Genomic DNA, 12839 nt, shown 5'->3' on the forward strand with positions numbered 1-12839 from the left:
GCTATTTTTCGCTGCAGGAGCCCCAACAACGACAACGCCCGGCATGCAGCCGGGCGTCCTGTACGCGAACGCGCAAGGAAATCAGGCGGTGCCGCCCACCGTCACGCCGTCGATGCGCAGGGTCGGCTGGCCCACGCCTACCGGCACGCTCTGGCCTTCCTTGCCGCACACGCCCACGCCCGAATCCAGGCGCATGTCGTTGCCGATCATCGAGATCCGGTTCATCACGTCCGGACCGTTGCCGATCAGGGTCGCGCCCTTGACCGGATAGGTGATCTTGCCGTCCTCGATCATGTAGGCTTCGCTGGCCGAGAACACGAACTTGCCGTTGGTGATGTCGACCTGGCCGCCGCCGAAGTTCACCGCGTACAGGCCGTTCTTGACCGAGGCCAGGATCTCCTGCGGGTCCTTGTCGCCGGCGCGCATATAGGTGTTGGTCATGCGCGGCATCGGCAGGTGGGCGAACGATTCGCGCCGGGCGTTGCCGGTGATCGGCATCTTCATCAGGCGCGCATTCATCGTGTCCTGGATGTAGCCCTTCAGGATGCCGTCCTCGATCAGCGTGGTGCACTGGGTCGGGTTGCCTTCGTCGTCCATGTTGAGCGAGCCGCGGCGGTCCTGCAGGGTGCCGTCGTCGACCACGGTCACGCCCTTGGCCGCCACCCGCTGGCCGATCATGCCGGCATACGAGGACGAGCCCTTGCGGTTGAAGTCGCCTTCCAGGCCGTGGCCAACCGCCTCGTGCAGCAGCACGCCGGGCCAGCCCGGTCCCAGCACGATGGTCATCGGCCCTGCCGGGGCCGGACGCGCTTCCAGGTTGACGCAGGCCGCTTTCACCGCGTCGGCCGCATACTGGTCCAGCACTTCATCGGTGAAATAGGCGTAGTCGTAGCGTCCGCCGCCGCCCGAGGAGCCGACTTCGCGTCGGCCGTTCTGCTCGGCGATCACGGTCACCGACACGCGCACCAGCGGCCGGATGTCGGCCGCCAGCACGCCGTCGCTGCGCACTACCAGCACCACGTCGTATTCGCCGGCCAGGCCGGCCATCACCTGCACCACGCGCGGATCCTTGGCGCGCGCCATCTTCTCGACGCGCTCCAGCAACTTGACCTTGGCGGTGGCGTCGAGCGAGGCCAGCGGGTCGTGCGGCAGGTACAGCGAGCGTCCGCCGGTGTGCTTGGTGGCGGCCGCGATCTTGATGCGGCCGGCGCCGGCGCGGGCGATGGTGCGGGTGGCCGATGCCGCGTCCAGCAGGGCGCTTTCGGAAATCTCGTCGGAATACGAAAAGGCGGTCTTGTCGCCCGAGATGGCGCGCACGCCGACGCCCTGGTCGATCGAGAAGCTGCCGGTCTTGACGATGCCCTCTTCCAGGCTCCAGCCTTCGCTCTTGGTGAACTGGAAGTACAGGTCGGCGTAGTCGACCTTGTGCGTGAACATCGTCCCCAGTGCGCGCAGCAGCTTGCCCTCGTCGAGGCCAAACGGCGTCAACAGCACGTCGCGGGCGACGGCGATGGAGGAAAGATTCGGTTCGAATGGAGTCATGGTCGGTAAGCGGTCGTCAATAAGCGTTCGATTGGAAAGGTCATTGTGCCATATCCGCGCCATTCATACCGGCCATGCCCCATAGTAGGGCATGGAACAGGGCGGGCAACAGGCCAGGCAAGCCGCCCTGCAATATTTACATCTTGCGATGACGCAATGCCGGCAGGCTCTCGCGCACGCCGGCCAGGAAGTCCTCGTCGAGCGTGCCGCTGATCACGCCTTCGCCTTCCGGCAGCACCGCCTTGACCTCGCCCCACGGGTCGACCAGCATGCTGTGGCCGAAGGTGCGCCGTCCGTTGGCGTGCTTGCCGCCCTGGGCCGAGGCCAGCACGTAGCACTGGTTCTCGATGGCGCGCGCCCTCAACAGCACTTCCCAGTGCGCCAGGCCCGTGGTGTGGGTGAACGCGGCCGGCACCACGATCAGCGCGCACTCGCCCATCGCCCGGTACAGTTCCGGAAAACGCAGGTCGTAGCACACCGACAGGCCGACGCGGCCGAACGGCGCCTCGAACGTGCCGACGTTCTCGCCCGGCACGATGGTGCGCGCCTCGTCATACGATTCGCTGCCCTTGTTGAAACCGAACAGGTGGATCTTGTCGTAGCGGCTCACGCTGCGCCCTTGCGGGTCGTAGACCAGCGTGGTGTTGAGCACCTTGCCGTCCTGCGGCGACACCATCGGCAGCGTGCCGCCGACCAGCCACACGCCGTGTTCGCGCGCCAGCGCCATCATGCAATCCTGGATCGGACCGCTGCCGGGATGCTCGGCATGCGCCACCTTGTCGCTGTCGCTCATGCCCATGATCGGCCAGTATTCGGGCAAGGCAATGAAGCCGGCGCCTTCGGCGGCGGCCTGCGCGACCAGGCGGCGCACGGCGGCCAGGTTGTCGGCAACGTGCGGGGTCGACACCATCTGTACGGCGGCAACCGTCGTGTTCTCGATGCTCATCTCATTCCTTTCTGGCGTTGGCGGCCGGCTGCGGCGGCGCATCCGGCGGGGTGGCAAGCTTGGTGATGGTGGGCGACTTCCACGGCCCCGTGATCTGCATCTGGTACGTGAGCGCCTTCATCACCGGCGCACGCAGGAACAGCTGGGCCAAAAAGCCGGTCAGTCCGATCACCGGATTGACCGCCAGCCCGTACACCAGCGGCCCGGTGCCGAGATTGAATTCCGGGATCACCACCACCCGCAGGTTGGTCGATTCGTTGGCGATGTCGGCGGTGCCGTTCATCAGGACCGTGGCCGCCACGCCGTGCATCTTGAGGTTCTCGGTGCGCACCACCCCGCGCTCGATCACGGCGTCGGCGCTGATGCCGTCGAACGCCAGGCCTTCCGAGAACACGTCGTGGAAGTCCAGTTTCAACAGGCGCGGCAGCGCTTGCAGGCTGAGCACGCCCAGCAGCTTGGCCGCGCCCGGGTCCTGCTTCAGGAATTGTCCCGATGCGACGTCCATCTCGATCTGTCCCGACAGGCTCGGAATGTCCATCGCATACGGCAGCCCGGCCCACGAGATGTCGCCCGCCAGCTTGCCCTTGCCGCGCCCGATCGTGCCCGGGAAGCCGAGCCGGTCGAGCAGGCGTCCGGCGTTGTCGATGTCGAGCGCGAAGTTCAGGCTGGTATTGCTCTTGCCGTCCTTGGTCACCCAGCGCCCACTGGCCTTCAACTGGCCATCCGGGTTGCTCAGCGCCAGGCGCTCGATGCGCCACTCGCGCCCGGCGCGCGCGCGCACGTTGCTGGCGCGCAGGTCGAGGCGGCCGAACGGCTTGTTGAACAGCTCGAAGTTGTCGGCCACGATGTCGAGCGAGGGGATGGTGGCGGTAGCGCCGCGATTGGACTCGAGCAGGTCCTTGACCTCGGCCTCGGCCGACTCGGGAATCACGAGCGACGCCAGGCGCGCGGTCACCTTGCCCAGGCCGCTCGGGGTCTCGGCCCAGGTCACGTAGCCGCTGGCCTGGCGCGAATGCAGGTTGGCCTGCCAGGTGTCCTTCACATGGCTGGCGCCGACCACCACGTCGGCCATGCGCCGCTCGCCGATGGTCAGTTCGCCGACGCGCCCGGCCACCATGGTCGGCAGCACGTACTGGGCGAAGCCGGCGCCGTCGGCGGCAGAGGCTTCGGCAGCAGCGGCGTCATCCTCGCCGGCCGCCTCGCCCAGCCCGGCGATGGCGCGTCCGGCCGCGATCCAGGCGTCGACGTTCAGCGCCTTCATGTCGGCATGGATCATCATGCCTTCGTCCGGCTGCGGCGCCGGCGCGTTGACGCCGATGCCGCCACTGAGCAGGCGCCACGGAGCGCGGCCCTGTTTTTCGCGCACGTAGCGCGCCGCCACGGCCTTGCTTTCACCCAGCTCGATCCGGATCTCGTCACGGCCCAGGCCGTTGACGGTGGGTTCGCCCTCCAGCGTGAAGCGCAGCGGCAGCGCATCCGGCGCCGGCTTGTTCAATGGCGCCGGCAGTTCCAGCCCCAGGCCACTGAGGCTGGAGTCGACCGTGATCGTGCGCCGGCCCTCGCGCACCACGATCGCCCCGGTGTAACGCGCCTCGCCCGACAGTTTCTCGGCCAGGCGCCGCAGCGGCGCCATCGGCGCGGTGCGGCGCATGCCGTCAGCCGACAGCGTGCCGTCCAGCCGCACCACGGTGGCGCCGTCGCGCGCGGTGCCGCCGCTGACCGACAGCGGCGCGCCCAGGAAGCTGGCGCCGACGCCGTTCAGGTTGAAGCCGTGCTCGTGGAATTCGATCTTGCCCAGCGCCGCCTGCAGCGGCGGCAGTTCCGGGAACAGCGTCAGGTCGTTGTTCAGCAGTTGCAGGCTGCCACTGACCTTGGTGTCGTGCAGGTGCGACAGCGGCATGCGCAGCTTGAGGCCGAGCCTGGCGTTGCCGCTGGCGCGCGACTCTTCCGTGAAGTGGCCGATCCAATCCAGCACCGGCGTCGCCGCCACGTAGCCCAGGAATTCCTGTAGCGGACCGTTGCCGTTGCCGTCGATCTCGAGCGACATGTTTTCGTGCGCCAGCAGGTCGGGAATCACCGCCTTCACGTTGGACAGCGCCACGCCCAGCGTGCGCAGGGTCTTGCCGTGGATTTCCATGCGCGCGCGGTCGAACTCGATGCTGCCGTCGATCGCCTCGGCCAGCGGCCATAGCGGCGTGCCGTCCGGATGGCGGTGGCCCGGCGCATATTCCAGGCGCGCCGCTTCCAGCCGCCCGGCGACATTGAATTCGCCATCCCCCGACTTGAACGGGAAGCCGGCCAGGTCGCCGCGCAGGCGCAGGCGCGCGTCGCGCAGGCGCCCGCCCTGCAGCGCGCCGGCCAGCCAGTCATGCAGGCCAGGTGGCGTGGCCAGCGGCAGGAAGCGTCCGACCTGGCCGATCTCGAAGCCGTCCAGCTCGCCGGTGAAATCGGCCGTGCCCGGACCATGGCCGGGGGTGAGCGGCAGCACGTGGCGGCCCGATACTTCGCCGCTGAAACCGCCCTGGCGGAACGCCAGCTCCTCGACCTCCACCGTCACCTGTTTCTTCGGCTCGATGTTCCAGCGCGCGTTCAGGGCCAGGCGGTCGAACGGCATGCGCGCCTCGGCAAACCACGATGGCAGCAGCAACGCCATGCGCTCGGACTCGACCTTGATGCTGCCGCCGTCCTGGCTGGCGTCGACGCTGCCGCTCAGGTTCTCGAAGCCGGGCGTGGCCGGACGCGCCGGCAAGGCCGGCAAGCCCCCCGCGGCCGCCTGCGCCGGGCGCGCCGGCTGCGCATTCAGCGCCAGCGCGGCGACCTCGCCCTTGAGGCGGTAGCCGCTCACGTCCGGATAGCGGCCATCCCATTCGGCGCGCACGTCGACCAGGCGCCCGCGCGGCGCATAGTCGGCCAGCAGCTGGCGTTGCACCGCCGTGATCGGCAGGTACTGGGCCAGCGCCGCCAGCGCGCCCAGATCGAGCTGGCGCGCCTGCAGCACGGCGTGCTCCGGGCGTCCGGCGCGCGCCGGGCGCCAGCTTTGTTCGACGGTGGCCGGCGGCAGCGCGCGGCCATTGCGCGCCACCACGGCGAACTTTTCCAGACGGATGGTGTGGCCGTTGGCGCCGAAGGTCGGCTTGCCGTCCTGCGGGCCCGGCAGCAGTTCCTCGCGCGCCGACAGCCGTCCGCTGACGCGCGCCAGCGCCAGCGGCGCGATGTCCTTGCCGAGGCGCGCATGGACGTTGGCCAGCGCCAGGTCGGCGGTGAAGCCGGCCAGGCGCGCCTGGTCGACGCCCAGCCACAGGCGCAACGAGCCGCGGCCGCGCTGGACCTGGATCGGATAGTCGATGTGGCGGCGCCAGGCCGCCAGGTCGACCTCGCGCAGGTCGGCGTACAGTTCGCCCTTCCAGCGCGAGACGTCCGACGGCGCGCCGCCGAAGCGGTGGCGGAACTGGGCGCGCACGTCGATCGGACGCGCGAGCGCGCGCGGCGGCGTGGCCTTCAACGCGAAATGGTGGGTGCCCCAGCGATTGAGCAGGGCCAGGGTGACGTCATGCAGCGCCAGCGTGGGCGCGCCGCGTAATTCATCGGTCCAGTCGACGCGGCCGCCGCGGATCACGATCTCGCGCTGGCGCAGCAGCCAGTCGGCGCCGCCGCCCTTGCTTTCCTGGCGCGGGTCGATGCGCACCCCGGCCACCTCGAACACGCCGTCGCGTCCGCGCCGCACCGCCAGCCGCGGTCCAGTGATCTCGAGCGAAGCGAAGCGCGGCTCGAGCGCGGCTACGCTCCACCAGCCCAGCGTTGCTTCGACCTTCGGCAGCACCAGCGCCGGACGGGCGCGCGCATCGTGCAGGCGCACCCCGCTCAGCGACAGCGCCGGGCGCAGGCCGTGCCAGGAGGCGGCGATCCGTTCGATGGTGACCTTGCCGCCGATGGCGTGGCCGGCGGCCCGTTCGATGTCGTCCTTGTACAGGCCGATATTCGGCAGGATGGCGTAGCGCAGCACCAGGAACAGCACGGCCAGCGCGAAATAGACCAGCAGGACCAGCTTGACGGTGAAGCCGAGCACGTGGTGCGACGCCAGGTTCGCCATGCGATAAGCGGCGCGCGCCCTCCCCCAGCGCGTGGCTGGCGGGACGGATGCGGACGCCGCCTGCGGATCCGGGTTGTGCATCAAGGTGCTAATAACAAAGGCTCGCCGTAAATTTAACTCTTCAATGCCAACGCGCTCAAACAGGTCGCTTGCAACAGGCGCGGCGTCTACCTTACCATCGGTGCTGACCCAGGCAGCAAAGCGGGCCATTCTACCGCATCGACGGCGCGGCACAGCCGTTTTGACGCTGCTTTACAGCCAGTTCGGTGCGCCTTGCGGCCTGTTCGCCGCAGCTTTGGCGCAAGTTCGCCGCCGCGCGCCGCCTGCCGCCCCCAACCAATCCAGGACGACGATGACCCCAGCTTCCCCGGCCGCACCCGCCTCCAGCCCCGCTCCCGCTTCTGTCCAAGCTTCTGTCCCGGCTTCTGTCCCCGCTTCGGTCCCACTCCAGGCTGCCGCCGCCTCGCGCTTCGCCCAGCGCTGGCTCGACGCCGCACCGGAACGGCCGGCGCAGCTGGCCGCCCTGTCGGCATTATCGCTGGGCGGCGTCGATTTCCGCGTCCTGTTGGATCGCGAGCTGAGCCTCGGCCTGCCCCTTGAACGCGCCATGCGCCGGGTCCGCAACCTGTTGGTTAGTTCCATTATTGGTCGCGACCTGGCCGGCCTGGCCGACCTCGACGAGGTGGTGGCGGCGATGACCGCTTTCGCCGACTTCGCCATCCGCACCCACGTCGACACCCTGATGGGCGAGATGGTGGCCGCGCACGGCATGCCGCTCGGCGAAGAATCCGGCCGCCCGCAGCAGCTGATGGTGCTGGCAATGGGCAAGCAGGGCGGCGGCGAGCTCAACGTCTCGTCCGACATCGACCTGATTTTCGTCTACCCGGAGGACGGCGAAACGGCAGCCCAGCTTGACCTCGGCCAGCGCCAGCTGTCGAACCACGAATTCTTCGTGCGCCTGGGGCGGCGCCTGAACACCGCCCTGTCCGAGGTGATCGAGGACGGCTTCACCTTCCGCGTCGACATGGCGCTGCGCCCCAACGGCAAGTCGGGTCCGCTGGCGGCGAGCCTGAACATGGTCGAGGAATACCTGATCGTGCAGGGCCGCGAATGGGAGCGCTATGCCTGGGTCAAGGCGCGCGCGGTCACCGGCGAGCTTGACGACATCGCCGCGCTCGACGCGATCGTGCGTCCCTTCGTGTTCCGGCGCTACCTCGACTTCGGCGTGATCGACGCGATCCGCAACATGCACGCCCAGATCCGCGCCGAGGTCAAGCGCCAGGAGCGCCAGCATCCGGAGCGCAGCCACAACGTCAAGCTCGGCCGCGGCGGCATCCGCGAGATCGAATTCCTGGCCCAGGTGTTCCAGCTGATCCGTGGCGGACGCGACCCGGCGCTGCGCGAAAAATCGACCCGCAAGACGCTGCGCCTCCTGGCCGAGCGCGAACTGCTGGCGCCCGATACCGTGGAGCAGCTGTTGGAGGCTTACACCTTCCTGCGCAACCTCGAGCACCGCGTGCAATACCTGGAAGACGCCCAGACCCACACCCTGCCGACGGGCGAGGCCGACCGGCTGGCGGTGGCGCGCATGATGGGGTGCGCGGACGAAGCTGCGCTGCTGGCGCAGCTGGAACGGCAGCGCACCTTCGTCGCCCAGCAGTTCGACGCCATCTTCGCCGACAAGGAAACGCCGGAGCAGGACCCGGACGCCCCGGCCCTGGACGACGAGCTGGACAACCTGGATGCGCTCGCGGCGCGGCTGGCGCAACTGGGCTTCGACGACGCCCGCGCCGGCGCCGCGCGCCTGGCCGCGACACTGCAGGGCCCGCGCCTGGCCAGCCTGCCGGATGCCAGCCGCGCGCGCCTGACCACGCTGCTCGAATCGGCCCTGCCCCAGGTCGCCACCGTGGTGGGCGAGGCCGGCATCGGCAGCCACGCCGCCACCCTGGGCCGCCTGCTCGACCTGTTCGAGGCGATCGCGCGCCGCTCGGCCTACCTGGCGCTGCTGACCGAATATCCGCACACGCTCGAGCGCGTGATCCGCATGATCAACGCCAGCGGCTGGGCCGCCACCTTCCTCACCCAGCACCCGATCCTGCTCGACGAGCTGCTGGACGACCGCAACGAGGGCGCCGGCGACCTCTCGCAATTGGCCAGGCTGCTCGACGAGCATCTGAGCGAAGCCCAGGGAGACACCGAGCGCCAGCTCGACATCCTGCGCGAAGCCCATCACGCCCAGCTGTTCCGCCTGCTTGCGCTGGACCTGGCCGGCGAGTTGTCGGTCGAGCGCCTGGCCGACCACCTGTCGGCGCTGGCCGACACCATCGTCGGCGCCAGCGTCAAGCACGCCTGGAACACGGTGGCCAACCGCCACCGCGATGCGCCGCGCTTCGCCGTCATTGCCTATGGCAAGCTGGGCGGCAAGGAACTGGGCTATGTGTCCGACCTGGACGTGATCTTCCTGTTCGAGGACGACGACCAGGACGCGCCGCCGCTGTACGCGAAACTGGCGCAGCGCTTCATCACCTGGATGACGGCGCACACCGCGGCCGGCATCCTGTTCGACGTCGACACCGCCCTGCGCCCGGACGGCGCCAGCGGCATGCTGGTTTCCTCCGTCAACGCCTTCGAGCGCTACCAGAACGGCGCGGCCTGGATCTGGGAACACCAGGCCCTGACCCGGGCGCGCTTCTGCGCGGGCGAGCCCACCATCGGCGCGCGCTTCGAGGCGATCCGCGAACAGGTGCTGCGCAAGGACCGCTCGCAGCAGGAAGCGCAGCTGAAGGATGAGGTGACCGGCATGCGCAAACGGATGCGCGAGGCCAACGTCAACCGCAGCGCCCAGTTCGACCTGAAGCAGGACCCGGGCGGCATGATCGACATCGAGTTCATCGTCCAATACCTGGTGCTGCGCCACGCCCACGCCTACCCGCAGCTGACGGCGAACGCCGGCAACATCGCCCTGCTGCGCCTGTGCGGCGAGCTGGGCCTGATTGATGGGCAACAAGCAGCAGCGGTGGCCGACGCCTACCGGGCGATGCGCAAGCTGCAGCACGCGGTGCGCCTGCAGGGCCAGGACAAGACCCGGGTCGAGCCGGCGCTGGTCGGGCACCATCCGGACAGCGTGCTCGGGTTGTGGAAGGCGTGCTTTTCGAGCACAGAAAATTGACACTGTAATGACGCCGTTTCACAACGGTTGATCATATTTACCGTATGCACAATTGACACTATTCCATTGTCTCGGAAGAATGAAACATTGGTTTTTCTGAAACCAACGCAGCGGTTGCGCGCAGTCGGCGCAGCTTGTTCATTCCCCAAGGAGCATAACTAAAATGATGGAAACAGTCCTGTCCCGCTCGATCCGGCTGATTTGCCTGGGCGGTGTCGCAATGAGCATGCAAGCGGCCTACGCGCAGAACGCGCCGGCCACGGGCGCCACACAAACCGTGCAGGTGACCGGTTCGCGCATCAACGCACCGGGCGCCGAATCGCCGTCCCCGCTGCAGGTGCTGAGCGCAGCCGACATCGCGGCGTCGGGCGCCACCAACCTGCAGGAACTGCTGCTGGAAAACCCGACCCTCGGCACGCCGACCTACAGCCGCACCAACTCCAACTTCCTGACCTCGAGCGCCGGCGTCTCCACCGTCGACCTGCGCAACCTGGGCACCTCGCGCACCCTGGTGCTGGTCAACGGCCGCCGCTTCGTGGCCGGCGTGCCGGGCGAGACCGCGGTCGACCTGAACACCATCCCGACCGACTTCATCGAGCGCGTCGAACTGCTGACCGGCGGCGCCTCGGCGGCCTATGGCTCGGACGCGGTGGCCGGCGTGATCAACATCATCACCAAGCGCAACTTCAACGGTTTCCTGGCCGACGCCCAGATCGGCGAAACCTACGAACAGGGCGACGACCAGAAGCGCAAGGTCGGCCTGACCTTCGGCACCAGCAACGCCGACGGCACCGCCAACGTCATGGGTCACCTGGGCTACTCGCGCCAGGGCTCGGTGATGTCGCGCGACCGCGCCGCCTCGGCCTTCGACCAGTACACGCGCCTGGCCCGCACCGGCAACCCGGCCGATGCCTTCATCGCCGACCGACCCTACAACTCGAGCTTCGCGCCGCAGGGCACCTTCTTCCACGACACCGGCAGCTTCACCTACGACGCCGCCGGCAACCCGATCCCGGTCGCGACCAACGGCACCGCCACCCAGGCCGCCACCGGCTTCAACCGTTCGGCCTACCGCTCGATCGCGGTGCCGACCGAACGCTTCCTGATGGCGCTCAACGGCGACCTGCAGCTGAACCAGAACCACTCGGCCTTCTTCGAAAGCACCTACGCCTCGACCAAGGTCTCGACCACCATCGAGCCGTACCCGCTGGGCGCCGAAGACATCTACCCGGCCAGCGGCGGCCAGGTGCCGGCCGAATCGTTCGTGAACGGCGTCGCGGTGCGCAACCCGCTGGTGCCGCAATACCTGTACGACCGCATCAGCGACACCGACGGCGACGGCCTGCGCGACTATTACTTCACGCGCCGCATGGCCGACTTCGGCAACCGCACCAGCCGCGCCGAGCGCGACACCTTCCGCCTGGTCACCGGCCTGAAGGGCAATATCCTCAACAGCAGCTGGAACTACGAGGTGTACGGCGCCTACGGCAAGACCAAGGAAGCGCAGGATTCGAGCGGCCAGGTCAACGTGCTGAACTTCCGCAACGCGCTGGAAGCGGTGCCGGGCCCGAACGGCTCGGTGGTCTGCCGCGACGCCAACGCGGTGGCCCAGGGCTGCGTGCCGGCCAGCGTGTTCGGCTTCAACGCCCTGAGCCCGGAAGCGATCAAGTACATCGCCGCCCCGGGTTCGCTGCAAACTTCCACCACCCAGAAACTGGCGGGCGGTTCCGTCACCGGCGACCTGTTCGAGCTGCCGGCCGGCGCCGTGTCGATCGCGACCGGCTTCGAATGGCGCAAGGAAGAGTCGCGCGCCACCCCGGACGTGCTGACCCAGGCCGGCCTGAACGGCGGCAACGCGATCCCTGAAACCGCCGGCTCGTTCAGCGTCAAGGAACTGTTCATCGAAAGCCGCGTGCCGCTGCTGAAGGACGTCGCCTTCGCCAAGTCGCTGAGCTTCCTGGGCGCCTTCCGCGCCGGCGACTACTCGACCGTGGGCCGCACCAACAGCTGGAACGGCGGCTTCGAATGGCAGCCGACCAGCGACATCAAGCTGCGCGCCACCCGCGCCCTGTCGACCCGCGCGCCGAACATCAACGAGCTGTTCCTGTCGCCGAGCCAGGACTTCCCGAGCGGCCTGGTCGACCCATGCGTGGGCGTGACCGCCACCTCGACCGGCCAGTTCGATGCGGCCTGCCGCGCGGCGCCGGGCGTGCTGGCCAACATCAACGCCAACGGTTCGTTCACCCTGAACCAGTCGGACATCCAGGGCATCAGCGGCTTCAATCGCGGCAACCCGAACCTGATGGAAGAGAAAGGCCGCTCGACCACGGTCGGCCTGGTGCTCACCCCGCGTTCGATCCCGATGCTCAGCCGCATGAGCTTCACGGCCGACTACTTCAAGATCGACATCGCCGACGCCATCGTCAGCACCCCGCGCCAGTACGCGCTGCAGAACTGCTACAGCGGTTCCAACACCGCGTTCTGCGACTTCATCCGCCGCCGTCCGGCCGCGGTCGGCGCCAACAGCGCCGGTTCGCTGGACGAGATCGATACCGCCGTCAGCAACAGCGGCGGCCTGGGCACCGAGGGCGTCGATGTCACCGCCTCGTGGAACGACCAGGTCGGTCCTGGCCGCATGAACGCGCGCCTGGCCTACACCTACGTACGCGAACTGTGGAACCGTCCGCTGCCGGACAGCGAGATCGATCCGCAGGAAGGCGAAATCGGCTCGGCCAAGAACAAGGCCACCCTGAACCTGGGCTACCGCTGGAACGGGTTCAACATCCAGTCGACCGTCAGCTACATCGGCAAGTCGTACCTGGACGACCAGTTCCTGTTGCAGAACGAACTGGCGCCGCGTTCGATCGGCATCGGTTCGCGCACCTACACCGACCTGCAGGTGACCTACGCGCTGCACCGCACGACCGAGCTGTACTTCGGCCTCGACAACGTGTTCGACACCAAGGCGCCGCCGATCATCAGCGGCCTGCCGGGCAGCGACACCGGCACCGAGACCGATGCCGGCACCTACGACGCCATCGGCCGCCGCTTCTACGTCGGCCTGCGCGTGCGCCTGTAACGGTCTGCGCAGT

5 protein-coding genes are annotated in these 12839 nt (G+C 68.4%); 2 read left to right on the plus strand and 3 right to left on the minus strand.

The genetic code is table 11. The features are described from left to right. Positions 1-81: 81 nt before the first annotated feature. From tldD to QPK27_RS03125, 3 genes are all read right to left on the minus strand, one after another. The gene (tldD, locus tag QPK27_RS03115) at positions 82-1542 is read right to left on the minus strand and encodes a metalloprotease TldD (RefSeq protein ID WP_290416744.1); all 1461 of its coding nucleotides are present in this window, start codon (positions 1540-1542) and stop codon (positions 82-84) included. Positions 1543-1678: 136 nt separating this feature from the next. After that, positions 1679-2488, minus strand: a complete 810-nt coding sequence (locus QPK27_RS03120; RefSeq protein ID WP_290416745.1) for a carbon-nitrogen hydrolase family protein — start codon at positions 2486-2488, stop codon at positions 1679-1681. A gap of 1 nt (position 2489) precedes the next feature. Beyond that, positions 2490-6659 (minus strand): YhdP family protein, encoded by a 4170-nt coding sequence (locus tag QPK27_RS03125; RefSeq protein ID WP_290416746.1) that lies wholly within the window; start codon positions 6657-6659, stop codon positions 2490-2492. Positions 6660-6930: 271 nt separating this feature from the next. Between QPK27_RS03125 and glnE the strand changes: the two genes are divergently transcribed. Together glnE and QPK27_RS03135 are read left to right on the plus strand one after the other, a co-directional pair. Then, positions 6931-9747: a bifunctional [glutamate--ammonia ligase]-adenylyl-L-tyrosine phosphorylase/[glutamate--ammonia-ligase] adenylyltransferase gene (glnE, locus tag QPK27_RS03130; protein WP_290416747.1), complete on the plus strand. Its 2817-nt coding sequence runs from the start codon at positions 6931-6933 to the stop codon at positions 9745-9747. 220 nt (positions 9748-9967) lie between these two features. Further along, a complete protein-coding gene (locus tag QPK27_RS03135) occupies positions 9968-12826 on the plus strand; it encodes a TonB-dependent receptor domain-containing protein (RefSeq protein ID WP_290416748.1) in 2859 nt (952 codons plus the stop codon). The last annotated feature ends 13 nt before the right edge of the window (positions 12827-12839 follow it).

It is taken from the genome of Massilia sp. YIM B02443 (assembly GCF_030411955.1).
Classification (GTDB): Bacteria; Pseudomonadota; Gammaproteobacteria; order Burkholderiales; family Burkholderiaceae_D; genus Telluria.

Bases quoted from the DNA above. Each gene is read 5' to 3' on its own strand.
- tldD (WP_290416744.1), bottom strand. From the start codon at position 1,542: ATGACTCCATTCGAACCGAATCTTTCCTCCATCGCCGTCGCCCGCGAC.
- QPK27_RS03120 (WP_290416745.1), bottom strand. From the start codon at position 2,488: ATGAGCATCGAGAACACGACGGTTGCCGCCGTACAGATGGTGTCGACC.
- QPK27_RS03125 (WP_290416746.1), bottom strand. From the start codon at position 6,659: ATGCACAACCCGGATCCGCAGGCGGCGTCCGCATCCGTCCCGCCAGCC.
- glnE (WP_290416747.1), top strand. From the start codon at position 6,931: ATGACCCCAGCTTCCCCGGCCGCACCCGCCTCCAGCCCCGCTCCCGCT.
- QPK27_RS03135 (WP_290416748.1), top strand. From the start codon at position 9,968: ATGAGCATGCAAGCGGCCTACGCGCAGAACGCGCCGGCCACGGGCGCC.